Origin of the sequence: Idiomarina sp. OXR-189 (assembly GCF_034373425.1) — a bacterium.
In the GTDB taxonomy this organism is placed as follows: domain Bacteria; phylum Pseudomonadota; class Gammaproteobacteria; order Enterobacterales; family Alteromonadaceae; genus Idiomarina; species Idiomarina zobellii.
In genome coordinates, this window is the sequence record NZ_CP139706.1 from 1785653 (window position 1) to 1812194 (window position 26542).

Below are 26542 nucleotides of genomic sequence, written 5' to 3' on the forward strand. Positions count from 1 at the left end.
GGCGCATTCTATTTCGACCTGAGCTAATGTGTCAACTATTTTTTGAAAAAATGCGACCGTTTGACGATTTTTATGGCAATTCGCTCAGTTATTCATCAAAAACTATTTTTTCAGGCCGTCCGGCAGTTTTTGGTGATAAACATGATACACCTGCTCCAACCCTTCCCGACTGGAAACAGAAACATTCATGTCATTCACTAAACCATTATCCAAACGATACACCCAACCGTGTAAAGTCAGCGGTTGACCGCGGTCCCACGCTTCCTGAACCACGTTTGTCTTGGCGAGGTTTTTCACTTGTTCAATAACGTTGAGTTCACACAGACGATCAACTTTTTGCGACTCTTCCAGAGCCGCAATTTCATCGACATGCTCACGATAAACGTCGCGGATAGGATACAACCAGTGGTCAACCAAACCATGAGGTTTTGACTCCATGGCGGCTTTGACGCCACCACAGCCATAATGACCCACTACCAATACATGACGTACTTTGAGAGTTTCTATCGCAAACTGAATCACAGACAAACAGTTAAAATCTGTCTGAATGACTTGGTTTGCCACATTTCTGTGTACGAATAACTCACCAGGGTCCATACCAACAATCTGGTTGGCAGGCACTCGACTATCGGAGCAGCCTATCCACAAATACTCCGGCGCCTGCTGCCCTACTAAGCGCTTAAAAAAGTCAGGATCTTTCTGAACCTGCTCTTCCGCCCACGCTTTGTTGTTCTCAATCAAGTGCTTAATGTCTGGCATGATGTATCCTAAGGTCGTTTTAACGCTCTATTACGCGCTCTCACGCTTAGCTATAAATTCTAAAGCAAGGTCAATTCGCGCCAAAACGGTTTTTTGGGGTATTAATTCAAGGGTTTCACCTAACGAAGGAGAGTTACCTCCACCGGTAGCAGCTACCCTTAAAGGCATACCTACTTTGCCCATACCCACATCCAGGTCAGCAGCGGTTTGATTAATAGCGGCTTGAATATTATCAGCATTCCAGTCGCTCACTGCTCCAAGCAGTTCTTTTGCCTTTAATAAAGGCTCTTTCGCTACCGGACGTAAATGCTTTTTCGCTGCTTTCTCATCAAACTCTTCAACCGACTCAAAGAAGTAACGGCTAATGGCAGCCATTTCTTTTAAAGTTTTTACCCTATCAGCCTGCAACGACACAACTTGCTCTAGCGCTGGACCATTGCTTGTGTCCACACCTATTTGGTCAAACTGCCATTGCAACTGTGGAGCAACTTTTTCCGCCGGTAACGTTTTCATGTAGTGCTGATTTAGCCAGTTAAGTTTTTCGGTATTAAAGGCTGACGCGGCTTTATTAACGTCATCCAACTTGAAGTACTTGATAAGCTCATCAACGCTGAAAATTTCCTGATCGCCATGAGACCAGCCTAAACGCGCCAAATAGTTAACCACCGCCTCAGGTACGTAACCGTCATCGCGATACTGCATAACACTGACTGCACCGTGACGCTTCGATAACTTCTTACCATCGTCACCAAGAATCATCGACACATGAGCGTACTGAGGTACCGGCGCTCCTAAGGCCTTTAAGATATTAATCTGGCGCGGTGTGTTGTTAATGTGGTCTTCACCTCGGACAACATGCGTAATGTCCATGTCCCAGTCATCAACCACCACACAGAAGTTATAGGTCGGTGTACCGTCAGTACGGGCAATGATCAAATCATCCAGCTCGGTATTAGCGAATTCAATACGGCCACGAATGTGATCATCGAAAACCACACTGCCCTCTTGCGGGTTACGAAAGCGAATAACGTATTTATCACCGCCAACATTCGGGTTGTCACGGCAATGTCCGTCGTAACGAGGCTTTTCTCCCGCTGCCATTTGCTCTTCACGCATTTTCTCTAAACGCTCAGCCGAGCAATAGCATTTATAGGCTTTGTCTTCTTCCAGAAGCTTATCAATAAGCTCTTTATAGCGGTCAAAACGTTGAGTCTGGTAATACGGACCACGGTCCCAGTTTAAGCCAAGCCATTCCATACCTTCTAAAATTGCGTCAATGGCAGGCTGTGTTGAGCGTTCACGGTCTGTGTCTTCAATACGTAATACGAACTCGCCGCCTTGCGCTTTTGCAACTAACCAAGAATATAAAGCGGTACGAGCACCGCCGACATGCAAATAACCTGTAGGACTGGGAGCAAAACGCGTTACCACACTCATGTTTCTTCCTTTCTGTTAAACCGGTCAAAAATAATGGCGGCAAGTTTATCAAGACTGAGCGCTCAGCGCATCTGCTAATCGAAATGATTAAAATGTCAGCAAACGATACAAAGTTCGCAATTTTTATTTGACAGTTTGTATCTGATCCCTATAATGCCTCATCGCAACGACGCAGAAGTGTCACAGTGAGAATGGTTGCTTAGCTCAGTTGGGAGAGCATCGCCCTTACAAGGCGAGGGTCACTGGTTCAAGCCCAGTAGCAACCACCACTTCTCTTCTTCCCCTTAGTTGCAGACCTTCAGGATGGTTGCTTAGCTCAGTTGGGAGAGCATCGCCCTTACAAGGCGAGGGTCACTGGTTCGAGCCCAGTAGCAACCACCATTTTTTTACTCCCAGTTACTTCAAATTTTCCAGTAAATAATCTAAAAGCACCCTAACTTTGGGAATAACCTGTCTGTTTTCCGGGTACAATGCCCAAATACCGTCATCCGCTTGCCTATAATCGGCTAATACTTCTTTAAGCTGACCACTTGCCAAGGCATCTGTGACGTAATAATCCGGTAACATCGCCAGGCCTAAGCCTTTTATCGCGGCATCTCTAAGCGCCAAGCCGTTGTTACAATGCAAATAAAGCTCTGGCCGGTAAGTTTCTGAGCGCCCGTCCACCTCAAACCGCCATTGTTTGACGGTACCGGTAAAGCACTTATGCGCATCAAGATCATTAATGCTGCTAGGCTCACCAACACGCTCAAAGTAGCTCGGAGAGCCTACGACATAATGACGTCGGCTACCAAGCTTGCGCGCTCTTAGCCTTGGGTTGCCTAACTGTCCAAGTCGAATAGCCACGTCATAACTGCCTTCAATCAGGTCAACCTGATCATTCGTGAGTTGCAAATCGAGGCGACAGTCTTCATAAACTTGCAGAAAATCATTTAAAATCGGGGCTATAAAACGTTCACCATAATAGACAGGCGCAGTAATTCTAATAAGCCCCTGAGGTTGCTGTGTGCGCTGCTGAATGGCCTGATCGGCATCTCTCAGGCTGGCGACTAAATGCTGGCAATGCGGTAGGTATAGCTTCCCTTCTTCTGTTAAGCTGACACTGCGGGTCGACCGGTAAAGCAGTTGCATATGCAGTCGACTCTCCAGCGCAGCTATATTCCGACTGACCTGTGCGACAGACAGCCCTAACTCTTGCGCTGCTGCGGTAAAGCTCTGCCGTTCAGCGACAGCGGCAAACTCACTAATTCCCTGCCAAGCTTTCATATCAACCTATTATTGCACTTATGAAAAAGTAATTTGTATAAACAGAAGATTACCTGCTTATGAGAAAAAGTTAAACTTAAGCTATGCTTTTACGTAATTAAATTAACTGTCTAAGAGGAAAAGGAAGCATCATGGAAACAATTAAGTCACGCGCTATGGTCGCCTGGGGTCCGGGCGAACCACTGAAAGAAGAAACAATTGACGTTGCACCACCGAAAAAAGGCGAAGTTCGCGTTCGTATTATTGCCACTGGTGTCTGCCACACCGACGCTTACACCTTGTCAGGTAAAGACCCTGAAGGCATTTTTCCTTCCGTATTAGGCCACGAAGGCGGCGGTATTGTTGAGTCTGTCGGCGAAGGCGTTACCTCAGTTGAAGTCGGTGACCATGTTATTCCTTTATACACCGCAGAATGTGGTGAATGTAAGTTCTGCACCTCTGGTAAAACCAACCTGTGTCAGGCGGTTCGTGCCACTCAGGGCAAAGGTTTAATGCCGGACGGTACCAGCCGCTTTTCAAAAGACGGCGAGACTATTTATCACTACATGGGTACGTCGACTTTCTCTGAATACACCGTTCTACCAGAGATTTCACTGGCGAAAATCCCAAAAGAAGCACCGCTTGAAAAAGTGTGCCTGCTTGGCTGTGGTGTCACCACCGGAATGGGCGCGGTTAAAAACACCGCCAAAGTGCAGGAAGGCGACACGGTTGCGGTATTTGGCCTTGGTGGTATTGGTCTGGCGGTTATCATTGGTGCCGTGCAAGCTAAAGCTTCCCGCATTATTGCCATTGATGTGAACGACGACAAACAAAAAATTGCCAAAGAGCTAGGCGCGACCGACTTTGTGAACCCAACCGAATATGACAAACCCATTCAGGAAGTCATTGTTGATATGACCGACGGTGGTGTCGACTTCTCATTTGAGTGCATTGGTAACGTGGACGTTATGCGCGCTGCGTTAGAGTGCTGCCACAAAGGCTGGGGTGAGTCTGTCATTATTGGTGTTGCCGGAGCCGGTGAAGAAATTTCTACCCGTCCGTTCCAGCTGGTTACAGGCCGTGTATGGCGTGGCAGCGCCTTTGGTGGCGTTAAAGGCCGTACCGAACTGCCTGACTATGTTAAACAATACATGGACGGTAAGTTTGATTTAGATACCTTTATTACCCATACCATGCCGTTAGAAGACATTAATAAAGCGTTCGACCTAATGCACGAAGGCAAGTCGATTCGCTCGGTCATTCATTATTAATGGAGCCAGTGATGAAACAAATTAGCGAAACTCGCTGTTTTGGCGGTCGTCAGCTGCGTTTTGAACATGACTCTGAAGTACTGAACTGCACTATGCAGTTCAGTGTCTTTTTGCCATTACGCGCAGAGAAAACAGAGGTTCCGGCGGTTTATTTTCTATCGGGCTTAACCTGCACTGATGAAAATTTTTCCACCAAAGCCGGCGCACAGCGGGTAGCCACAGAGCTGGGTATTGCCTTAATTATTCCCGATACCAGCCCGCGTGGAGACAATGTAGCCGACGATGCAGACGGTGCTTATGACTTAGGTTTAGGTGCAGGCTTTTACGTCAACGCAACTGAAGAGCCGTGGAAGTCGAATTATCAAATGTACGACTACATTGTGAAAGAGCTGCCGGAGTTGGTCGAAGCGGAGCTACCTGTTAATAACAAGCGCGCTATTGCCGGTCATTCCATGGGCGGACACGGGGCTTTAGTTATTGGCTTACGTAACAGCGACCGCTACACCAGCATTTCTGCATTCTCGCCGATTACCAACCCAACACAATGCCCCTGGGGTGAAAAAGCCTTTAGCGCGTATTTGGGCGATGATCGCGAACAATGGAAGCAATACGACGCTGTTGAGATCATCAAATCTAAAGGTCAGACACTTCCAATTCGAGTTGATCAGGGATTAGCTGACGGGTTTTTAGAAGAGCAGTTAAAACCGGAGAACTTAAAAGACGCCATTAACGAAGTTAACGGTGGCGGTACGGTTCATTTACACGATGGTTATGACCACAGCTATTACTTCATCTCGTCATTTATCGAAGCTCAACTTCGCTTCCATGCGAAGTACTTAACGGCATGATAAATCAGGTCATACGGTGAATTTGATGACCGCCTGGCGCAGCTGCTCAGTTTGTTGACGAACCTGAGTGACTGCGTCAGCATTTGACTGTGCATCATTTGCCGCTTCCACGCCAGCGTCGCGTACTCGGGTAATATTTCTAGCCGTTTCATCCACAACCGCAGACTGCTCTTCGACAGCCGTAGCAATAGAAGCCGAACGGTCATTAATTTTCACTAACTCAGCGTGAATGCGGTTGAAGAGCTCATCGGATTCAGTTGAGTGTTGTGCACTTTCTTCACCCAGCTCATTACACTCTTGCAGGGTATTCACAATAACCTGCGTTTGCTGGTTCAGTTGACTAGTAATTGACTCTATCTCACCAATAGACTGCTGCGTGCGGGAGGCCAGTGTACGAACTTCATCTGCCACTACGGCAAAGCCACGCCCCTGCTCTCCAGCCCTTGCCGCTTCAATTGCCGCATTCAGCGCCAACAAATTCGTCTGTTCAGCAATGCCGTTAATCACCGTCACAATTTGTGTAATAGAGCCACTGCGCTCTGCCAAGGTATTCGCTTCGGTTACGCTACTGTTCAATCGTTCTGCCAGGTAACGCACTTTCTCAACACCAGCCTGCACCGAGGTACTACCATGTTTCGCCTGTTCAGACAGACTGTTTACCTGCTCGGCGGTATCTTCTGCGTCATTAGCAATAGTGTGAGCCGTGCTGCCCATCTCATTAATAGCAGCAGCAACCTGATCAACCTCATGCGACTGCATATCCAGGTTTTGTGAGGTATGAGTCACTGTATTAGATACTTGCTGTGTGAGACTATTTACCGTTTCGACAGACTGATTTATTTGTTGGATAACACCACGGAAGTACGTGAGCAACTCATTAAAGCTATCAACTAAATCACCGAGTTCGTCATCACGGAACTTCTCCGAGGACAGCGTTAAGTCATTGCTTCGCTGAACTTTGTGCATATCTTTACGTAATTGATTCAGCGGCTTATTAATAGAACGTATCACCCAGACCAACATAGCAATAACAATGAGTGCGATAACAGCAAATACAACGACAGGTACCCACTTCATGGTTGCCTGACGTGACTGCAGCAAGTCACTTAGCTGTTTATCTAACTGATCAAGCGAGGCTTCCATATTGCTCGCAACATCTCTCATTTCGCCTTTAATTCCTGACTCTTCATCAAGTCCTATCTCTTTTGAGCGCGTTGCATAACGATCAAAATCACGGCGATACGCATCAACCTTTGACGCGAGCTCAGGTGTTGCAGACAACTCCTTTTTCAGTTCATCCAGCAATCCCTCTACCCTGCCGAGATACTTATCGTCAAAGCGCAACATAAAGTCCTTTTCACTGCGACGAACCTGCAGCAAAGTAACCAAAAGCTCAGTACGTCCGGCGGTATCAATCGCTTCTTCTAACTCATGAGTTGCTGAGCGTAGCGCGCCATAAGCACCACTATTTTCATTTAACCCCCGCTGCTCAAATGCGTTGACTAAGCGCTCAAAGTTTTTGCTATAACCTTCTACCTGGCTTTCTAACTGTGCAATAAGTTGAGAGGAAGTTTTATCATCAACCAGAGCGTTAAGCTGCTCAAGCCGTTTTTTGGTTACATCTGCCTGCTGATCTAACTTCTCCGCGTAGCTTTTATCCATTCGTAACAGAAAGTCTTTTTCCGCACGGCGCAATTGCAGCAAGCTATTGTGTACGGACTCTCGAAGCTCACTCGCACGATGTAAGTCACTCATTTGTGACTGGAAAAGCATCATTAAGGCAAGCAACAAAATAAAGGCCGCTGTGGCGATAAAACCGACAGAAAGAAGCTTATTACGAATTGACATAGCAAACACCCAACAATAAAAGTGGTGGAATAATAGACAGTGGTCAACAGTTCCGCAATGATCAATTTTGTTAATGATATGAACCTTTTATTACCATCGCATGACTTGCAAAATAAGTATCACTTACTGGGTAAGTACCCTCACACGTAAAGCGGTTATACTTATGATCTCGCTCAATACTTCTCGCTTAAAAAGGAAGCAGTAATGAAGGTAAACTCAGCGGTAGAAGCCCTGTCAATTCTCGATGATGGCGATGTCATCTGGTGCCAGTCGATGGCTGCCACCCCTTATAAACTTCTGGAAGGTCTGAAAGAGATCGCAACACAACGTAAAGACCTGACGTTGTTACAGTTGCATACGGAGTACAGCGAAATACTCTGTGACCCTGAGCTTAAAGGACATCTTCGCCAACGGGCTTTCTTTGTTGGTGCTTCCACTCGGCAGGCAGTGAACCAAGGGCTAGCCGACTATGTGCCCATTTTTCTCTCTGAAATTCCCAAGCTGTTTCGCTCTGGTGAACAGCCACTGGATGCGGCTATCGTTCAAGTATCACCACCGGATAAACACGGTAATTGCAGTTTAGGTATTTCGGTTGAAGCAACCCGGGCCGCGCTGCAAGTGGCAAAAAAAGTGGTTGCCTGGATAAACCCTAATATGCCTCGGACGCATGGCGACGCGTTAATCTCGTTAAAGCGGTTTGACCGTTATTACGAGGAAGCAGCTCCTATCCCACTGCACCAGCAACCACCACAAAACCCCATTACACAAAAAATTGGAGAGCGCGTTGCGGGTCTTATTGATGACGGCGACTGTTTGCAAATGGGTATTGGCGCCATACCAGATGCAACATTGGCTTGCCTGCATCACCATAAAGACTTAGGCATTCACACCGAAATGTTCTCTGACGGCGTATTACCATTGGTTGAACGTGGCGTCATAAACAACAGCCGCAAACGTAAGCATCGTGGGCGCATTGTCACCACTTTTGCCATGGGCTCTCAGGCACTTTATGACTTTGTTGATGACAACCAGGAAGTGTTTTTCCTCGATGTTGAGTACACCAATGACACCTCGGTTATTCGCCAAAATAAGCAAGTTATGTCCATAAACAGCGCCCTTCAGGTCGACCTGAGTGGGCAAGTCTGTGCCGACTCTATTGGCACTAGAATATACTCCGGCGTCGGTGGTCAAATGGACTTTGTGCGCGGTGCCAGCTTGTCGGAAGGCGGTCGTTCGGTTATTGCTTTGCCTTCAACGGCCTGTGGCGAAACGGTGTCGCGCATTAGCTCTCTGCTTGCTCCTGGCGCTGGCGTAGTCACCACTCGCGCCCATGTGCATTACATTGTCACCGAACACGGAGTCGCTAACTTACGCGCCAAGAGCATGAGCGAACGAGCGCGCGAGCTGATTCATATTGCCGACCCGAAATTCCGAGAGGAGCTTGCAAAAGCGGCTTATGAAGACTGGGGGTTGAATATAACCTAGATAAATTCTGTCTAAATCGCGAATTAACTTCACACCTTAGCTACTGTAAGCTACTTTTAATGCACATTAGCGGAGGCGGTGATGAAAACAGTCGGCATTATTGGCGGTATGAGCTGGGAATCCACCAGTACTTATTATCGCCGTTTAAATCAATTGATTAATGAGCGGTTAGGCGGCCTACACAGCGCGGAGCTCTTACTTGCCAGTGTCGACTTTGCGCCTATTGAAAATATGCAAAGCAAGGGCGACTGGAATGCCGCCGCAAGTGCGCTTGTGACTAAAGCCAGACAACTGGAAAAGGCCGGGGCCGAATGTATTGTTATCGCAACCAATACAATGCATAAAGTCGCCCCTGAAATTGAGGCAGCCGTTTCCATTCCGCTTATCCATATTGTTGATGCTCTGGCCAACCATCTTAAAAAGAACGGGGTTGAACGTGCAGGGCTTTTAGGCACTCGTTTCACTATGCAACAGTCTTTTTATAAAGAGCGCCTTGAGCAGCAAGGTATTCAAGTCCTGATACCCAATGAAAGTGACAGCAAAGCAATAGACAGCATCATTTTTAAAGAGCTCTGCCACGGTCAATTTACCGATAGTGCTCGGAAACAATACCTGGAAGCTATCAATGATCTATCTGACAAAGGCGCCCAAGGCGTTATTTTAGGCTGCACCGAAATCGGCTTGCTCGTCCAGCAGGAACACTCAGACATGCCGCTGTTTGACACCACTGAAGTTCACTGCCAAGCCATCGCTGATTGGATGCTAAAATCTTGAATGTAAAGTAATAAAATTCTTAAAATTTAATATGTTAAAGGGTATAGTAAACTCTTTTCTCAACCAAGGAGAGACTCATGAGAAAAGCAGCTATAGCCTTAGCCATACTTACCCTGCCATCAGCAGCATTAGCCGATTCCCCAAACTGGAATAAAGTTGAAGCGTCCTACCTAGACACTGATCTTGGTGTTGATAATGTTGGCGAACTATCTCTAGACGGTTTTCGTGCCGGCGGCTCTGTCGCAATTGATCAAGATTTTGTAGTCTTAAAAAATATCTTCGCATTTGCTAATTTCAGCTCAGTCTCAGAAGAAGACAATAGCGCCAGCATTGACTTGGACTACTTATCAGCGGGTATTGGTTCATTTAAATCTTTATCTGACAGCACTGACTTGTATGCGACTGCATCGTTTGAACGTATAGAAGTCGCAACATCGAGCATACTCACTGAGCCTACATCAGACTCCGAAAAAGCCGTCGGTGTCGGAATTGGTCTTAGATCAATGGTCACGCCTAATATTGAAACAAACGCTAAAATCGATTACATCGCTTTTGATGAAGCAACTGTTCGTCTAGATATTTCCGCCTTTTACCACCTAACCAATAGCTTATCTTTTGGACTCGCGTACGAGACTTATAAAGAACTTGATTACGCTGATATCGACAGTATCAGAGCTTCGGTTCGCTATTCTTTCTAAGTAGCTTGCATCAGCGAACTTTATCTGCATATTATTAAGGTGTTAATTCGTCGTTAATTAACACCTTAGGATATAACAACAACAATTGGAGCTTTTTATGGATCCTGCAGAAGTCAGTCCGCATAGTCGCGTTGTTTTAGCGATTGTTTGCTTTTTTCTGGGTAGTTTAGGTATTCACCGCTTTGTCGTTGGCAAGGTAGGCACAGGCATTTTAATGCTGGTAACCCTGGGTTTCCTTGGTCTTTGGACGCTTATCGACTTTATCGTTATTTTGGTTGGTGGCTTCCGCGATAAGCAAGGTCGCCTGGTTAAGCAATAAGCAGCTAAGCAATAAAGCCGACATAAAGCGTGCCCCGCGCACGCTTCTCTTCTTACCGATTTCTGCACAGCGTCACTAACCAGTCGCCCAATGCTTCTAAACCCGGACTTTTTGCGGTTGATGACGGATAGACAAAATAGAAGCTGTCGTCTGTGCGAATACTGTGAAAAGGCAATTCAAAGAGACTATTCTTCCGCTCTTCTTCGGTGGTCATAAATTCATTTAAAAGCGCAATACCTTGCCCGTATTTAGCCGCCTCCGCCGCTAACAACAAATGACTGAAATGATGCACTTTTGCGGTTTTAGGGAGTCGTAATGACACCTTTTCGAACCAACGCTGCCAGTCGGTACCCGGCTTACCGTTTGCGAAAGCAGAAATTGCTGAAAGCAAAGGAAAACGAGCCAACTCAGCAGGATCAGTAATGCGATGCGCTTCCGCCCAAACCGCTTTTGAGCAATAAGGTTTCAATGTTTCATCGTACAAATGATAGCGCTGATACCCAGTACCCGGCGGTTGTGTCGTAATGAAACAGTCCGCCCACTGACTGTCAAACTGACCGTCCTGAGTCAGCATTTGCAAGGTTAAATCAATATTTGGATACCGCTCTCTAAAGTCATCAAGTGCAGGGATTAACCATTTAACAGCCAATGAACCGTGAATGGCCAAACGTACCTGACGCGTGTCATTTTCTTTCACATTGCGCGTTGCGCTTTCAACCAGCTCCAGAGCTCCAACCACTTCCTGAAAATAGCTCTGCCCAACCGCGGTAAGCATGACTGTACGGCCTTTGCGGACAAACAGTGGTTTATCTAGATAAGACTCTAATAATTTAACCTGATGACTGACCGCACTTTGAGAGACATGTAACTGTTCAGCCGCACGAGAAAAACTCTGCAAGCGGGCCACTTCCACAAAGTAATGTATCGCTCGGAACGGAACACCCATTATCTATATTACTCATAAGTTGATTATTTAATATCATTATATTTTATAAAAGGCTTTTCGTACAATGCTCACACTTTCAAGCAGTTTAACGGAGGTGTTGGTATGGATCGTTCCCTGATATTAGCGGTATTGCTTTTGGTTCTTGGCAATAATGTGGTCATTCTGTCTGACTCTCTGATTAAGCTGCTTGACGGTTTTGAAGCGCCATTTCAATTTGTCCTGTTCCGTCAGCTCAGCGCAACGCTTATTTTGTTGCCGGTCATTCTTTACTTTCGCAGACCCCTATTGCCTAAAAACCTGCGCTGGCACGCAACTCGAGCGCACATATTTTTAATTGGTACAGTCTTTATGGTGGTGTCTTTAACGACGCTACCGCTGGCAACCGCTAACGCTATTTTTTACGCAGCGCCATTAATCACGGTCGTTTTTGCACGCCTGTTATTTAAAGAAAGAGTAACCATTATCTCATTAGTCACAGCTGCGTTAGGAATGGTGGGTGTCATGGTTATCTTGAACCCAACCGGCGCCAATATCTTTGCGTTAGCGGCGCTGGTGGTAGCGACGACGCTGGCTCTTAACAACCTGCTTATTAAGAAGCTACCAACGCAACACGGCATTATTGACACCTTATATCTGACAAACTTGCTGGGTATTCCAACCGCCCTCATACTGGCGCTGATTGAGTTTGTCCCGTTCGACTGGAATGTTCTGCTCATTGCGGTGGGCTCGAGTTTATTCTCAATGATTTATGCGGCAACCTGCGTTTATGCCTACCGTGCAGCGGACAGTAACCAGGTAACCAGCGCGGAGTATACAGGGCTACTCGGAGCGGTATTCTTCGGCGTTGTTTTCTTTGCGGAGCAACCCGATATGCGCTTTTACATCGGCTCTATGTTGATTGTGGTGCCATTAACGGTGCTAACCACAATGAACTCTCGCTCGAAAACACCGAGTAATGAAGCCTAACTCTTTTCTGCTGTTGGGTCAGCAGGCTCTCTGCTGGCCAAATGTGTTCGGTAAAAGCGCCAGCGGCGAGAGTTTAATAAATACCAAAAACAAATAAACCAACCAAAGACAATGGCGGCACGTCCAAACGAGAACGCGCCATAGCTTTCGACAAAAAGCCAACCGATAAGTACCGCATCAACCAGCAAAGAAAGCATCAGTAAAGGCTGGGCGAATCGCATAACAGCATTTGCCCAGTTACGGTCGTCCTCAGCCGCAAAAGCCGTTGCTAAGAGCACAACTAAAGCAGGTAAGCCCACCAATAACATGACACCGAACTGCTCGGTGTTGGTATAGAAGAGTTTAAGAAGTCGAGTGCGGTCTTCCGCGAAGGTGATAGAAATTATGCCGGCGACATAGCCTCGCATTTGAAACAGAATGACAAGCAGGAGCGAGAGCGGGAAGCTCGCTCTGCCCTCTTTATCCAAGTAACGTGCTTTCTCGTACAGTTGTTGTCCGGCGCTTGTCTGTGCGCTGCCAGATTTTCTCATGAAAATAATAACCTACTGTATTTACTAGCGGCTCTATAAGCGCAACTGCGCCTCCAAGAACCACGTCGCCTGTCATCAACCACACCACACTAAATGCGATAGCAAAGTGCATAATACCAAATGAAACTGTTTTCGCTGCGTCTTTCATAAATTCCTCCCGCATGACCTTTATTCTATTCTGGTCGATTGGGAGGTTTATATCTAACAGATAAAACCGATAAAGCTGTTCGCTACCATCAATGCGCTTACGGGCAAATTATACGGCGCGTTTTAGCTGTTCTCGCAACTGTGCAATGTCATCTCGCAACTGTCCAGCTTTCTCAAACTCGAGATCCTGCGCTGCTTGATACATTTGCTTTTCTTTGTTCTCAATTTCTTTTAATAACGATTTGGTGTCTTTAATCACCACCGTGCGGGCATCATAGCCTGAGGCGACTTCCGCCAGAGCTTTGTCCGCTTTACTCTTACGAGCAGGCGCACTGCCCTGCCCCAAATCCATGACATCGGTAATTTTCTTATTCAAGCCTTTCGGCGTTATGCCATGCTCTTTGTTAAACGCAATCTGCTTTTCACGGCGGCGCTCGGTCTCTTCAATAGCACGTTGCATAGATCCGGTAATGCGATCGCCATATAAAATGGCCTTACCATTCACGTTACGCGCCGCCCGGCCTATGGTTTGAATTAATGAGCGATCTGAACGCAAGAAACCTTCTTTGTCTGCGTCTAAAATAGCCACCAACGACACTTCCGGCATATCCAAACCTTCACGCAACAAGTTAATGCCGACCAGAACATCAAACTCGCCTAATCGTAAGTCACGAATAATTTCCATGCGCTCCACAGTATCGATATCCGAGTGTAAATAACGAACCTTGATTCCATGCTCATCCAAGTAATCGGATAAATCTTCCGCCATTTTCTTGGTCAGAGTGGTTGCTAATACCCGTTCGCCCTGCTCTGTGCGCAAACGAATTTCCGACATCAAGTCGTCAACCTGCGTCGCGACCGGGCGCACTTCAATGGTTGGATCGATCAAACCAGTCGGTCTAACAACCTGCTCAACCACCTCGTTACTGCTTCGCTCGAGCTCGTATTTACCGGGCGTTGCGGATACGTAGATGGTCTGAGGCGCTATGGCCTCAAACTCGTCAAACTTTAACGGACGGTTATCCAGCGCAGACGGTAACCGGAACCCATATTCCACCAGGTTTTCTTTACGTGAACGGTCGCCTTTGTACATAGCGCCAACTTGCGACACTGTTACGTGAGACTCGTCAATAATAAGTAAGGCATTGTCCGGCAGATAATCCATCAATGTCGGGGGCGGCTCGCCCGGTGCGCGCCCGGACAAGTAACGGGAGTAGTTTTCAATGCCCGAGCAGTAGCCAAGCTCTAACATCATTTCAATATCGAACTGAGTACGCTGGTTGATGCGCTGCTCTTCTATCAGCTTATTTTGCTTCAGTAATATATCGCGACGGTCTTTCAGCTCGTCTTTAATTTTATCAATGGCTTTGACCAATACTTCCCGAGGCGTCACATAGTGCGTCTTAGGGTAAATCGTTGCGCGGGCAACGTCTTTTTCTGTGACTTGCCCTGTCAGTGGCTCGAAGAAACTGATTCTATCAACTTCGTTGTCAAACAACTCAACGCGTACCGCCATTTCCTCCGACTCAGCCGGAAAAATATCAATGACCTCACCACGAACGCGATACGTACCACGCTCAAAAGCGGCGTCGTTACGTTTGTATTGCAGTTGGGCTAAACGACGCAAAATATCGCGCTGGTCAATAATGTCACCGCGACGTAAATGCAGCATCATTTTCATGTACGACTCAGGGTCACCCAAACCATAAATCGCCGACACTGACGCCACCAGCACAACATCCCGACGCTCCATCAGTGCTTTCGTCGCCGACAAACGCATCTGTTCTATATGGTCATTAATGGAAGCATCTTTCTCAATAAAGGTATCGGTCGTTGGCACATAAGCTTCTGGCTGATAATAGTCATAGTAAGAAACAAAATACTCCACCGCGTTGTTCGGGAAGTATTCTTTCATTTCACCGTAAAGCTGTGCGGCGAGCGTTTTATTGTGCGCCAATATTAATGTTGGGCGCTGAGAACGTTCAATGACATTGGCCATAGTGAAGGTTTTACCTGAGCCAGTAACCCCCAGTAAGACTTGATGAGCTAAGCCTGCATCCAAATTGTCGAGCAAACTTTCAATGGCTTTCGGCTGGTCGCCGGCTGGCTTGTATTTTGAAACCAACTGAAATGACTTAGCCATGCTCCCTCCTGAGTTCTTTTGAAAACCACACGTAGGCAATGGTCGCCGTTAGCAGATTTGCCACAACACCACCAATAAAGAGACCGGTTAAATCCGCCAGTAAACTGCCTAAGTACGACAAAGGCACGAACAATATAAATAAACGGACAATGCTCAGCCATAATGCGTTCATCGGTTTATGCACCGCATTAAAGCTTGAATTTGTCAGAATAATGACGCCCTGTAGCCCATAACCCAACGGCATAATATAAATAAAGAGCTTAACAATGTCGGCCACCGCCTTTTCTTCGGCAAAAGCCATTGCTATCCAATGCGCTGTCGCCAACATCAGTAGGTAAATGACAGCCTGGATAATCAGCACTGATTTCAATGCAGTACGATACGCCTGCTGAACACGATCAATTCTGTCGGCTCCATAGTTTTGGCTGATTAACGGCGGTAGTGACATCGATAAAGCCAATATAATAACGCTTGCCAATGACTCTAAACGCGAACCCACACCAAACGCAGCAACGGCAGGGGCGCCATAAGCCGCAACTATGGCTGTCATCACCGACATTGCCAAAGGAGTCAGCATATTCGCGCCGGCTGCGGGCATACCAATTTTTAAAACCTCTCTTGCGGATTTCACCCAAGCCGCCAAGAAGTTCAGCCCGTTGGCTGGCGTAAAAGACACCAGCTTATTTCGACTGAGTAGCCAAAACACCAGTAACACACCGCTAAACCATGAAATAACGCTAGCTAAGGCCGCGCCTTCAACACCCATAGCGGGTATAGGTCCCCAGCCGAAGATTAAAATAGGGTCAAAAATAGCATTCGCAAGGCCGCCGGACGCCATTATTAATGACGGTGTCCGGGTATCTCCTGCCGCTCGTAAAACCGCGTTTCCCACCATTGGTGTCACCAACATGACACAGCCAAAGAACCACAGGCTCATATATTCGCGAATTAAAGGCATCAGCCTCGGCTGGGCTTGCAACAGGCTAAAAATAGGTTCCATGAGGACATAGCCAATAACGGCTAATACAGCAACGAGTATGGCTGATACAGACAGTGCAGAGAAACCGTCAAAGTGGGCTTCATCGGGTCTGTCAGAGCCGTACTTTCTGGCAATGACAGCGGAAGTGCCTATCCCCAGGCCAATGGCCAGGCTGACGACTGTAAAGGTAACGGGAAAGGTAAAACTAACAGCCGCTAAAGGGTCTGTGCCCAATAAACTGATAAAGAAGGTGTCGACAACATTGAAGCTGATAAGGGTGGCCACACCGAAAATAACAGGCCAGGTCATTTCCCAAAGCTTCTGTCCTACCGGCGCGCTGATAAGACTTCGTGATGCGTCGGCAGCTGCCATTCTAATCCTCCTTAGTTAAGTAGCCCAGTAGTGTAACTCAGACCGCTGTTTGTGGCTACGGAGAATAGACTTTAACCGCCCTAATCCGTATAGTATTGGGCAATTCTCCTCTATCTGAAAAACAGGATCTGAACGTGGATTATCAACTCTCCGACCGTATTAATTCGATTCAACCATCACCCACATTAGCGGTAACTCAAAAGGCAAATGAACTTCGCCAGCAAGGCAAAGACGTTATTGGTCTGGGTGTGGGTGAACCTGATTTTGATACGCCAGAATTTGTTAAAGAAGCAGCTATTCAAGCCATTAAAGAAGGTAAGACAAAATATACCGCGGTCGATGGTATTGTTGAGCTAAAAGATGCCGTTATTAGAAAGTTAGAGCGAGACAATCAGTTAAGCTACCAACGTAACGAAATTATTGTTTCATCGGGTGGTAAGCACAGCATCTATAACTTACTTAGTGCTTGGCTAAACCCAGGCGACGAAGTCGTTATTCCTGCGCCTTACTGGGTATCGTATCCAGATATGACAAAACTGGTAGGTGCCACCCCGGTTATCGTACAAGCCGGTATTGATCAACGTTTTAAAATTACCGCAGAGCAGCTGCGTGGTGCATTAACCGATAAAACTCGCTTAATGTTCATTAATAGTCCGTCAAACCCGGCGGGGACTGCCTACACTGCGGAAGAATTGAAAGCGTTAGCAGACGTATTAAGAGACTATCCGAATGTGCTAATTGCCACAGACGATATGTACGAGCACATTTTATGGTCCGATTCGCCATTTGCTAACCTGCCTATGGTTGCTCCCGATCTAAAAGATCGCACGGTTATTCTTACCGGCGTTTCCAAAGCCTATGCGATGACAGGCTGGCGAATTGGATATGCTGCTGGTCCTGCACCTATTATTGCCGCCATGAAAAAAATGCAGTCGCAAAGCACATCTAACCCGGCCAGTATCAGCCAATATGCTGCCGCTGCGGCTCTCGATGGCGATCAAAGCTGTATAAAGACAATGGTAACGGCATTCAAAGAACGTCACGATTATTTAGTCGACGCCTTAAATGCAATTGATGGCATAAACTGTGTGCCCGGAGATGGTACTTTCTATGCGTTTGCACACATTGAAAAACTGATGGAAAAAGCAGGAACGAAGGACGACGTCTCGTTTTGTGAGAAATTACTCTCTGATGCTAATGTCGCGTTAGTGCCAGGCTCGGCCTTTGGCGCTGAAGGCTATTGCCGTCTGTCTTTTGCAACTGACCTCAACACGCTAAAAGAAGCGGTCAAACGCATTAAATCTTTTGCAGAAAACTTATAAAAAATAGGGTTTTGGTGCTAAACAGCAATGTAAGCGCCAAAACCCTTTTGCTTTTTCCGCCCAGTAATACGTATCTCCTCAATTTCCTACTTCTTTTCGTTTGACGCTTTTATTACAAATTAACAAAATTTACTGCGATCCTTTGCGTGCCTTTTAGTTAAATGACTTACAAGAAGTCAAGAGAAAAAACGCAGAAATTTGATGTTAAACGGGACCAAATTTCAATCAATTTAACCAAGAAATACACAAGTTGCTGATTCTGCAAGCATTGCCTGATGAACAAACCACCAAACTGAACAGTTGTTCACCGAATTTATATAAGCCATTAATTTTAAAGGATATATATTTATCTAGGTAATTTTTAACCATCGCTGAAATTGCGCTCGACACCGCATAAACCGTATTATTTAACAGAGTTAAGCACAGGGTTATCCACAGATTCCGTGGATAAGATCCTGTAGCCGTTATCTACTGGGCAACTCAGTGATCTGTGGATAATCACTTCAGCGATCAACTTATGACTTATGTTATAGCAGAGATTATGACCAAAGCTTGACATTGTTTTCCGTGAGGTATAGACGATATTTTCACAAAAAGTATCGTGTTTTCCTAAATTGTTGAGTTTTTCAGCAGACGGTCATGTTTCCCTAAAAAACCTTAATGGAACAGTTGACAGTCTCAGGCAGTAGCTTTAATATTCGCAGCCGTTGAACGTTGTTCCCCAGTAGCTCAGTTGGTTAGAGCGGTGGACTGTTAATCCATGTGTCGTTGGTTCGAATCCAACCTGGGGAGCCAATACAACGTTAACGAAACTTATCTATTCCCCAGTAGCTCAGTTGGTTAGAGCGGTGGACTGTTAATCCATGTGTCGTTGGTTCGAATCCAACCTGGGGAGCCAAGTTCCAAGTCCCTTTAAAGCCCCCAAAGTCTTTTACTCAAATCCCGAACTGACTCTTTTGCGCCATCAGCAATCCAATTCGCTAAGTGTTTTGCAACGTTAGGCCATTGCATATAAGCGCTTTGTCGTTCCTGCAGAGCCCGTTCAATAGAGGCACAACTCACATTTTTCATTACTGTTGCAAGCCCCTTACGCTCTAGTATTTCCGCATTTTTCTGTTGTTCAAACTGGCCTGTCAAAGGCTTTATGATCAGTGACTTCCCTTCTCTCAATGCCTCACAACTGGTTTCAAAACCTGCATTAGAAATTACCGCTGACGCTCGACTAAACTGCTCTGAAAACTGCTGTCTTGACGGTGCGAAGCATTCAATGTGCCCATAGCTGCACCGCGTTAATTTGGGATGAAAGACCGAGAATTCATAATCATCGAGAGGATAAAGCGCGTTAATAATAACTTTAGGATCCTCAAACGGCAGGTAAACGATCACTCGTTGGGCTAAGCCGCCCTTACAGCCATTATCAGGCTCTCTAACAACCGGAGGTATGGCATTACCACACTCTAACCAGTGCATGCCAACAGGCGTTGAACAGGGAGCAAATTGCTTAATCATTTGACGCTGCCAGAGGCTCAGCGTTTTATAAAGCTCGGGCTCCCAGAATGCGTATTGCCGCCCCAAACCAATAGAACGCACTCCAGTTCGTTTAGCTGCCCAGGCACTCACTGGCTCGTAGTCCGTAATGACCAGATCATATTGCGTTACATCTAACGCTTTTACGTCGTTGTAAAACTGTCTCCAGTTATTTGAGATGAGCGTTTTTCGGCGTTTCAAGGCGCCATTTTCAGTGACAAAAGACAGTCCCTCGCGGCTTTGATAGGCACCAAAAACGTCCATATCAAACAAGCCAGAGTTCCTGCGTCCGGAAATCAGATAGTCAACGTGAATCGGCTGCTGACTTAAGTAAGTAGCCAAAGTGTGGCTTCTGGAAAGGTGACCATTTCCGGTGCCCTGAATACCATATAGAACTCTCATAGCATAAGCTCCCAAATAAGTACTGCTAACAATACGCCAGCTAATATGTCTGACGGGAAGTGCACGCCAACAATAACTCGAGAAGCACCAATGGCAGACGCCCACAGGTAGCAAATAAAACCAAGTTCGGGAAAGTGGACGTGGGTTATTCCTGCAAAGATAAAAGCGGCTGCAGTGTGTCCGGAGGGAAAGCTGAACTTGTCAGACGCGACAATCAGCGCTGCCAGCGACACCCCTAAGTCACTGGGGCGTCGGCGTTTGAAGCTGCTTTTTAAGAGCCAGTAAATGGGCAGTTCAATTAGGAAGGCAAGTAATAGATGCTTAAAGTAGGCGGTACCAGAGTCATTCAACAGAACACTCGCTAGTGCAATCGCAAAGTAGGCGTAACCGTCTCCGGAACGGGAAACCCAAACCGCTAACCGCCCGGCAACCGGACGAGCTCGTATCCCTGAGCACAGGCAGTAACAGTAGGTATCAAAACGCTGTAAATAACTGAGCAGTACCATGGCTTTTATACCGTTTTAGCACCAGTTGCAGCCACTTTGCCTACCACTTATGACAGTTTTAATGCGCTAGCATGACAATAAAGTGACAATTTGCCGGATTTCGCCGAGAAACCCTACCCAAAGGCGGTTGTTTATAAGCCTCAAAACACCGATAATATGCGCTCTTTATTTTTCACTGTTGCGGAATGCTCAATGACCGACTATTTGCTGCTATTAATTGGCACAGTATTGGTAAATAACTTTGTGCTCGTTAAGTTTCTTGGCTTGTGCCCATTTATGGGGGTATCCAATAAACTCGACACAGCTATTGGTATGTCCGCAGCAACGACCTTCGTACTGACATTAGCGTCTGTTTGCAGCTATTTAGTGAATGAATACTTACTCGAGCCGTTAGGACTTATGTCGCTGCAAACACTGAGCTTTATTCTGGTTATTGCGGTGGTTGTTCAGTTCACCGAAATGGTCGTGCATAAAACCAGCCCTACCTTATATCGCTTACTGGGCATATTTTTACCGCTAATTACAACCAATTGTGCGGTACTGGGTGTGGCTTTATTGAACATTAATGAGCAGCACAACTTCGTTCAGTCTATTGTTTATGGACTTGGCGCTGCCATTGGTTTCTCGCTGGTTCTTATTCTTTTCTCAGCGTTACGCGAACGTCTGGCTGCCGCCGATGTGCCAGTAACCTTTAAAGGTTCAGCGGTAGCAATGATAACAGCCGGTCTTATGTCTCTTGCCTTTATGGGCTTCAGCGGATTAGTGAGCAGTTAAATGAGTGTATTAGGAGCAGTTATTACACTTGGCATTTTAGCGCTGATATTCGGCGTTATTCTAGGCTTTGCTGCGGTTAAGTTTAAAGTTGAAAGCGACCCTATTGTTGACCAAATCGATGAAATTCTGCCACAAACCCAGTGTGGGCAATGCGGCTATCCAGGCTGTCGTCCTTATGCCGAAGCCATCGCAAACGGTGACGATATCAATAAGTGTCCTCCAGGCGGCGAAGCAACTATCAAGCAATTGGCCGACTTAATGGGTGTTGAGGCAAAACCTTTAGACTCCGCGCACGGTGAAGAAGACGTCAAAAAAGTCGCCGTTATTCGGGAAGACGAATGCATAGGCTGTACTAAATGTATTCAGGCCTGCCCTGTCGACGCTATTTTAGGCGCGGCCAAGCAAATGCACACCGTTATTGAACACGAATGTACCGGTTGCGACTTATGTGTTGAGCCTTGCCCGGTCGACTGCATCGATATGGTCTCTGTCAAAGCAAGCCCTGAAACCTGGCAATGGGATCTCGATACGGTTAAAGAAAACATCAAAAAGAACAGTATTCCGGTGAAGGTGGTTGAATGAGTCGTCCAGATAACAACACCATTTATGTGTCAAGCAATGTATCTGGGCATTTCCCTGGTGGTATACATCCGCCAGAGAGAAAAGCACCTGCGTGTAACAAACCAATACGCTCGCTGCCTTTACCTAACGAGTTAATTTTGCCGGTACGTCAGCATATTGGCCCATCGGGCAATATGTTAGTTGAGCCGGGTCAGACGGTTGATAAAGGTCAGCAACTCACCGAGGCCAGTTTGAGTCTGGGGCTGCCACTACACGCCCCGACGTCCGGTGTTATTCACGCTATTGAAGAACGCCCAACGGCACATGCTTCAGGTTTGCCCGAACTAGCCATTGTAATAAGACCCGACGGCGAAGACCGCTGGGGCAATAAGCACGCCATTCCGGATTATCGGGAAGTTGAAGTCTCCCGCTTGCTAGAGCTGATTCAACAAGCCGGTATTGCCGGTTTAGGTGGAGCGGGTTTCCCAACCGCGCAAAAACTGGCCCAGCAAAAGCCTTTGCGTCATCTCATTATTAATGGCGTTGAGTGCGAACCTTATATTGCCGCAGACGATGGGTTAATGCAGGAGTACGCTGAAGACATAATCGCGGGTGTGAAAATTCTTCAGTACATTACTCATTGTGATTCCGTGCTGTTCGCCATAGAAAACAATAAGCCTAAGGCTATTGAAGCTATTCGCACCGCCATTGGGGACGACTCGCAAATAGCACTAAAGGTCGTACCAACAAAATACCCTTCCGGCGGCGAGAAGCAACTCATTGAGCTACTGACCGGTGAGCAGGTCCCCAGCGGCAAACTGCCAATGGATATTGGTTATTTGATGCAAAATGTCGGAACCGCATACGCCATTAAGCGCGCTATTATTCATGGTGAGCCACTACTTGAACGTGTTGTGACAGTCACCGGCGATGCCATAAAAGAAAAGCGTAACCTTTGGGCGCTGTTGGGAACCCCTATTGAACATTTGCTAAAGGAATCTGGGTTTACTCCTGAAAATAAACAACGCGTCATTATGGGTGGCCCTATGATGGGATTTACGCTACCTAGCATTGATGTTCCGGTCATAAAAACCACCAACTGTATTTTGGCTCCGACAGAAGCAGAGCTGCCGGCACCGGGGCCTGAATTAGCCTGTATACGTTGCGGTGCCTGCGCCGACGCCTGTCCGGCCAGCTTGCAGCCACAGCAACTGCAATTACTGGCTAAAGCCAAAGACTATGACGCGCTGGACGAGCAAAACCTGTTTGACTGCATAGAGTGCGGCGCGTGCGCCTATGTCTGCCCTAGCGAAATTCCCTTAGTGCACTATTATCGGAAAGCGAAAGCAGAGATTCGCAACATTGCTCGTGAAAAAGCTAAAGCGGAACATGCGCGCCAGCGCTTTGAAGCTCGACAAGAGCGTTTAGAGCGTGAGAAGCAGGAGCGCTTAGAGCGCCATAGAAAAGCAGCCGAAGCCCGCAAGAAAGCCCAGGCTGAAAAAGCGGAAACCGCAACGACAGACAACAAAGAAAAAACCGAGTCAGGCGGCAAGTCTGCTGCCGTTGCTGCTGCAATTGCGCGTGCAAAAGCCAAAAAAGCCGCCCAGGCGCAAAAAGCCGATGAAGAAAATAACTCAGCGAAAGGAAATGAGTCATGAGTTTTAAAATAGCGTCGTCACCTCATGGGCACAGCCAACACAGTACCAGCAGCATGATGCGCTGGGTTTGCTACGCGCTGGTGCCCGGTGTGTTGATACAAAGCTATTTCTTCGGCTTCGGTGTTTGGTTTCAAATAATCCTGGCTGTAATTACCGCTTTAATTGCTGAGTCAGCCTGTATTATTGCTCGTGATCGCCCCGCTATGTCGGCCCTGCGAGACAATACAGCCTTGGTCACTGCCATTTTGTTGGCCATTAGTATTCCGCCTTTAGCCCCCTGGTGGATCATTGTTATTGGTACGTTGTTTGCCATTGTCGTCGTTAAGCATGTTTACGGTGGCATGGGACAAAACCTGTTTAATCCGGCGATGGCGGGTTACGTTTTATTACTAATATCTTTTCCGGTACAAATGACCAACTGGCTACCACCATCAACAATAGGTGAGCATTCACTCACGCTTTGGCAGACGCTACACACCATACTGTTTGAATATACACCGGCAGGTTACAGCGTCGAACAGCTACGTGCCGGTATTGACGGTGTCACTATGGCAACCCCATTAGATGCCATAAAAACAGGTTTAACACAGGGCTTCACACTGACCGAAGTATATGCCAAACCTCAGTTTAGCTTTTTAGCGGGCGCTGGCTGGCAATGGGTTAACCTCGGCTTTCTCATTGGTGGTTTGTTACTCATACAGCAACGTATTATCAGCTGGCACATTCCTGTCGGACTCATCGCGGGATTGTGTGTTCCGGCCTTCTTTGCTTATCTGTTCGCCCCCGACCTTATGGCAGGGCCTGTGGTTCACGCACTGAGCGGCGCAACAATGCTTGGCGCATTTTTCATTGCGACCGACCCGGTCTCTGCGGCGACCTCGAATCGGGGCCGCTTTATTTTTGGCGTGTTAATCGGTTTATTAGTGTTTATTATCCGTAGCTGGGGTGGGTATCCCGACGGTGTTGCGTTCGCGGTGCTGTTAGCCAATATGTGTGTTCCTATTATTGATCGTTATACAAGACCAACCGTTTATGGTCACGGAGAACGCAAATGACCATTAATAGTATGCAGAAAAACGGCCTTATACTGGCCGCCTTTGCGGTTATTGCTACGGCTTTAGTGGTGGGCGTACAAGTGCTGACCAAAGATAAAATAGCGCAACAACAGCAAGCTCAGGTACTGCGCACGCTTAATCAACTCATTCCTCCGGCAATGCACGACAATGACCTTTACCAGTCATGTCGTTTGGTGACTCATAACGCACTGGGTAGCAACGAACCGCACCCAATGTATCGAGCCTGGGTTAACGATGAACCCACCGCGTTGGCTGCCGAAATTGTCGCTCCCGATGGCTACTCAGGTGCCATTCGTTTATTACTGGCGGTGAAACCTTCAGGTGAGTTACTGGGTGTCAGGACCTTGCGCCACCAGGAAACACCAGGCCTGGGTGATAAAATAGAAATAGAGAAAAACGACTGGATCACGTCGTTTTCAGGCAAGCGAGTTAAATCCGAAGACGATGACCGTTGGGCAGTAAAGCGCGACGGTGGCATGTTTGATCAATTCACAGGCGCAACCATTACACCGCGAGCGGTGGTTGGCGCAGTCAAACGAGCGACACTTTATCTAGAAGAAAACGCGGACACATTATTCAATGCTGAGCTTCAGCGCTGTGAGGAGGCCGCACAATGAACGAGTACAAAGAACTAACCTGGCAAGGACTCTGGGATAACAACCCGGCTTTAGTGCAGCTACTTGGCTTATGCCCTCTCTTGGCTGTCACGGCGTCTGTCACTAACGCTTTAGGACTCGGCTTGGCGACACTGTTTGTGCTTATCGGCTCTAATGTAACCGTGTCACTCGTGCGCAGTTTTGTGCCTCAGGAAATACGCATTCCGGTCTTTGTAATGGTCATTGCCACCTTTGTTACTGTTATTCAATTGCTCATGAATGCCTATGTGTTCGAGCTGTACCAATCGCTCGGCATTTTCATTCCATTGATAGTCACAAACTGTGCCATTATCGGCCGTGCCGAAGCTTATGCGTCTAAGAACCCGTGGCAGAAAGCGGCATTTGACGGCTTGATGATGGGTGTTGGCTTTGCTCTGGTTCTTATGCTGCTGGGCGCCATACGTGAAATTATTGGTAATGGTACTTTGTTCGATGGAGCAGAGCTCTTACTTGGCGACTGGGCCGCTCAATTAAGAATTGAGTTATTCACCGTTGACTACCCGCTTCTGCTAGCCATATTGCCGCCAGGCGCCTTTATTGGTATGGGCTTTATTATTGCCCTGAAAAACCGAATTGATGCCATAAAAGCCGAGCGCGCAGAGAAGAAAACCGTCACCCGCGCCCGTGTAACCGCACAACAGTAATAATTAATTATGAATAAAACTAAGCGCTACGAAATTTTAAGCCGTCTTCGCGACAATAACCCAAACCCAACCACGGAGCTGGAATACGACTCCCCTTTTCAGTTATTGATTGCGGTTTTGTTATCCGCACAGGCTACCGACGTTGGGGTTAATAAAGCCACTCGTAAACTCTTTCCCGCAGCGCCTACCGCAGAAAAAATGCTGGCTCTGGGTGTGGATGGCATAAAAGAATACATAAAAACCATCGGCCTGTTTAATTCCAAAGCCGAAAACGCCTACAAGACCTGTAAAATTCTGGTTGAGCAATACGGTGGTGAAGTACCGGAAGACAGAGCCGCCTTGGAAGCTCTGCCAGGGGTCGGACGTAAAACGGCTAATGTCGTTTTAAATACCGCGTTCGGCTGGCCGACCATTGCTGTGGATACCCATATTTTCCGCGTGTCTAACCGCACCAAACTGGCACCGGGAAAAAACGTTAAAGAAGTGGAAGAAAAACTGATAAAAGTGGTGCCGGCGGAGTTTAAAGTCGATGTGCACCACTGGTTAATTCTGCACGGACGTTACACCTGTATTGCCCGAAAACCTCGCTGTGGCTCGTGTATTATTGAAGACTTGTGCGAATTTAAAGACAAAACCAGCGATTGAGCGA

At 47.0% G+C, this 26542-nt stretch carries 26 protein-coding genes and 4 tRNA genes; 19 read left to right on the forward strand and 11 right to left on the reverse strand.

The features are described 5' to 3' along the window. Window positions 1-102: 102 nt before the first annotated feature. Window positions 103-759 (reverse strand): carbonate dehydratase, encoded by a 657-nt coding sequence (gene can / locus UM402_RS08815; protein WP_053952539.1) that lies wholly within the window; start codon window positions 757-759, stop codon window positions 103-105. 30 nt (window positions 760-789) lie between these two features. Further along, window positions 790-2196 carry a glutamate--tRNA ligase gene (gene gltX, locus UM402_RS08820; protein ID WP_058578778.1) on the reverse strand — a complete coding sequence of 469 codons (1407 nt, stop codon included), beginning with the start codon at window positions 2194-2196 and terminating at the stop codon, window positions 790-792. A gap of 193 nt (window positions 2197-2389) precedes the next feature. On the opposite strand from gltX, the gene UM402_RS08825 reads away from it, so the two are divergent. Together UM402_RS08825 and UM402_RS08830 are read left to right on the forward strand one after the other, a co-directional pair. Beyond that, window positions 2390-2465, forward strand: a tRNA-Val gene (locus UM402_RS08825). Window positions 2466-2501: 36 nt separating this feature from the next. Next, window positions 2502-2577, forward strand: a tRNA-Val gene (locus tag UM402_RS08830). A gap of 15 nt (window positions 2578-2592) precedes the next feature. On the opposite strand, the gene UM402_RS08835 is transcribed toward UM402_RS08830, so the two are convergent. Then, window positions 2593-3462, reverse strand: a complete 870-nt coding sequence (locus UM402_RS08835) for a LysR family transcriptional regulator (RefSeq protein ID WP_053952541.1) — start codon at window positions 3460-3462, stop codon at window positions 2593-2595. A 131-nt stretch (window positions 3463-3593) separates the two neighbouring features. Between UM402_RS08835 and UM402_RS08840 the strand changes: the two genes are divergently transcribed. Further along, the gene (locus UM402_RS08840) at window positions 3594-4712 is read left to right on the forward strand and encodes an S-(hydroxymethyl)glutathione dehydrogenase/class III alcohol dehydrogenase (protein ID WP_058578777.1); all 1119 of its coding nucleotides are present in this window, start codon (window positions 3594-3596) and stop codon (window positions 4710-4712) included. 11 nt (window positions 4713-4723) lie between these two features. After that, on the forward strand, window positions 4724-5560 hold the full coding sequence (gene fghA, locus UM402_RS08845) for an S-formylglutathione hydrolase (RefSeq protein ID WP_058578776.1): 837 nt from the start codon (window positions 4724-4726) through the stop codon (window positions 5558-5560). Between the two features lie 9 nt (window positions 5561-5569). Here the strand turns inward: fghA and UM402_RS08850 are convergent, their stop codons facing one another. After that, window positions 5570-7408 carry a methyl-accepting chemotaxis protein gene (locus UM402_RS08850; protein ID WP_058578775.1) on the reverse strand — a complete coding sequence of 613 codons (1839 nt, stop codon included), beginning with the start codon at window positions 7406-7408 and terminating at the stop codon, window positions 5570-5572. Between the two features lie 204 nt (window positions 7409-7612). On the opposite strand from UM402_RS08850, the gene UM402_RS08855 reads away from it, so the two are divergent. The 4 genes from UM402_RS08855 to UM402_RS08870 all read left to right on the forward strand — a co-directional run bounded on the left by UM402_RS08855 (window position 7613) and on the right by UM402_RS08870 (window position 10684). Further along, window positions 7613-8893 carry an acetyl-CoA hydrolase/transferase family protein gene (locus tag UM402_RS08855; RefSeq protein WP_058578774.1) on the forward strand — a complete coding sequence of 427 codons (1281 nt, stop codon included), beginning with the start codon at window positions 7613-7615 and terminating at the stop codon, window positions 8891-8893. A gap of 81 nt (window positions 8894-8974) precedes the next feature. Then, window positions 8975-9667 (forward strand): aspartate/glutamate racemase family protein, encoded by a 693-nt coding sequence (locus UM402_RS08860; RefSeq protein ID WP_058578773.1) that lies wholly within the window; start codon window positions 8975-8977, stop codon window positions 9665-9667. Window positions 9668-9744: 77 nt separating this feature from the next. Further along, window positions 9745-10365, forward strand: a complete 621-nt coding sequence (locus UM402_RS08865; RefSeq protein ID WP_058578772.1) for an outer membrane protein — start codon at window positions 9745-9747, stop codon at window positions 10363-10365. 97 nt (window positions 10366-10462) lie between these two features. Continuing rightward, window positions 10463-10684, forward strand: a complete 222-nt coding sequence (locus UM402_RS08870; protein WP_053952547.1) for a TM2 domain-containing protein — start codon at window positions 10463-10465, stop codon at window positions 10682-10684. Between the two features lie 52 nt (window positions 10685-10736). On the opposite strand, the gene UM402_RS08875 is transcribed toward UM402_RS08870, so the two are convergent. After that, window positions 10737-11630 (reverse strand): LysR substrate-binding domain-containing protein, encoded by an 894-nt coding sequence (locus tag UM402_RS08875; protein WP_058578771.1) that lies wholly within the window; start codon window positions 11628-11630, stop codon window positions 10737-10739. Between the two features lie 102 nt (window positions 11631-11732). On the opposite strand from UM402_RS08875, the gene UM402_RS08880 reads away from it, so the two are divergent. Beyond that, on the forward strand, window positions 11733-12596 hold the full coding sequence (locus UM402_RS08880) for a DMT family transporter (protein WP_058578770.1): 864 nt from the start codon (window positions 11733-11735) through the stop codon (window positions 12594-12596). On the opposite strand, the gene UM402_RS08885 is transcribed toward UM402_RS08880, so the two are convergent. The 4 genes from UM402_RS08885 to UM402_RS08900 all read right to left on the reverse strand — a co-directional run bounded on the left by UM402_RS08885 (window position 12593) and on the right by UM402_RS08900 (window position 16767). After that, window positions 12593-13126, reverse strand: a complete 534-nt coding sequence (locus tag UM402_RS08885; RefSeq protein WP_074668856.1) for a DUF2919 family protein — start codon at window positions 13124-13126, stop codon at window positions 12593-12595. The genes UM402_RS08880 and UM402_RS08885 overlap by 4 nt on opposite strands. Continuing rightward, window positions 13056-13274 (reverse strand): DUF2061 domain-containing protein, encoded by a 219-nt coding sequence (locus UM402_RS08890; protein ID WP_053952550.1) that lies wholly within the window; start codon window positions 13272-13274, stop codon window positions 13056-13058. The genes UM402_RS08885 and UM402_RS08890 overlap by 71 nt, the downstream gene beginning before the upstream one ends. Before the next feature lie 108 nt (window positions 13275-13382). Beyond that, entirely contained in the window at window positions 13383-15416 is a 2034-nt protein-coding gene (uvrB, locus tag UM402_RS08895; RefSeq protein ID WP_058578769.1) for an excinuclease ABC subunit UvrB, read from the reverse strand. Next, window positions 15409-16767, reverse strand: a complete 1359-nt coding sequence (locus UM402_RS08900; RefSeq protein WP_058578768.1) for an MATE family efflux transporter — start codon at window positions 16765-16767, stop codon at window positions 15409-15411. The genes uvrB and UM402_RS08900 overlap by 8 nt, the downstream gene beginning before the upstream one ends. Before the next feature lie 134 nt (window positions 16768-16901). On the opposite strand from UM402_RS08900, the gene UM402_RS08905 reads away from it, so the two are divergent. The 3 genes from UM402_RS08905 (at window position 16902) to UM402_RS08915 (ending at window position 18987) form a co-directional block, all read left to right on the forward strand. Continuing rightward, a complete protein-coding gene (locus UM402_RS08905; protein ID WP_058578767.1) occupies window positions 16902-18089 on the forward strand; it encodes a pyridoxal phosphate-dependent aminotransferase in 1188 nt (395 codons plus the stop codon). Between the two features lie 718 nt (window positions 18090-18807). Continuing rightward, a tRNA-Asn gene (locus UM402_RS08910) sits at window positions 18808-18884 on the forward strand. A gap of 26 nt (window positions 18885-18910) precedes the next feature. After that, a tRNA-Asn gene (locus UM402_RS08915) sits at window positions 18911-18987 on the forward strand. Between the two features lie 14 nt (window positions 18988-19001). Here the strand turns inward: UM402_RS08915 and UM402_RS08920 are convergent. Further along, window positions 19002-20018 carry a glycosyltransferase family protein gene (locus tag UM402_RS08920; RefSeq protein ID WP_058578766.1) on the reverse strand — a complete coding sequence of 339 codons (1017 nt, stop codon included), beginning with the start codon at window positions 20016-20018 and terminating at the stop codon, window positions 19002-19004. Then, on the reverse strand, window positions 20015-20524 hold the full coding sequence (locus UM402_RS08925; RefSeq protein ID WP_058578765.1) for a phosphatase PAP2 family protein: 510 nt from the start codon (window positions 20522-20524) through the stop codon (window positions 20015-20017). Before UM402_RS08925 ends, UM402_RS08920 begins: the two co-directional genes overlap by 4 nt. A 192-nt stretch (window positions 20525-20716) precedes the next feature. Between UM402_RS08925 and rsxA the strand changes: the two genes are divergently transcribed. From rsxA to nth, 7 genes are read left to right on the forward strand one after another with little or no spacing between them, the layout of a single operon-like run. Further along, the gene (gene rsxA, locus UM402_RS08930; RefSeq protein WP_053952646.1) at window positions 20717-21298 is read left to right on the forward strand and encodes an electron transport complex subunit RsxA; all 582 of its coding nucleotides are present in this window, start codon (window positions 20717-20719) and stop codon (window positions 21296-21298) included. After that, window positions 21299-21880: an electron transport complex subunit RsxB gene (gene rsxB, locus UM402_RS08935; protein ID WP_058578764.1), complete on the forward strand. Its 582-nt coding sequence runs from the start codon at window positions 21299-21301 to the stop codon at window positions 21878-21880. After that, window positions 21877-23517, forward strand: a complete 1641-nt coding sequence (gene rsxC / locus UM402_RS08940) for an electron transport complex subunit RsxC (protein WP_058578763.1) — start codon at window positions 21877-21879, stop codon at window positions 23515-23517. The genes rsxB and rsxC overlap by 4 nt, the downstream gene beginning before the upstream one ends. Further along, window positions 23514-24572, forward strand: a complete 1059-nt coding sequence (gene rsxD, locus UM402_RS08945) for an electron transport complex subunit RsxD (protein ID WP_058578762.1) — start codon at window positions 23514-23516, stop codon at window positions 24570-24572. The genes rsxC and rsxD overlap by 4 nt, the downstream gene beginning before the upstream one ends. Beyond that, on the forward strand, window positions 24569-25210 hold the full coding sequence (gene rsxG, locus UM402_RS08950; protein ID WP_053952559.1) for an electron transport complex subunit RsxG: 642 nt from the start codon (window positions 24569-24571) through the stop codon (window positions 25208-25210). The genes rsxD and rsxG overlap by 4 nt, the downstream gene beginning before the upstream one ends. Next, entirely contained in the window at window positions 25207-25893 is a 687-nt protein-coding gene (locus tag UM402_RS08955; RefSeq protein WP_053952560.1) for an electron transport complex subunit E, read from the forward strand. Before rsxG ends, UM402_RS08955 begins: the two co-directional genes overlap by 4 nt. A 9-nt stretch (window positions 25894-25902) precedes the next feature. After that, complete coding sequence (nth, locus tag UM402_RS08960) at window positions 25903-26538, forward strand: endonuclease III (RefSeq protein WP_058578761.1); 636 nt, start codon at window positions 25903-25905, stop codon at window positions 26536-26538. Window positions 26539-26542 lie beyond the last annotated feature (4 nt).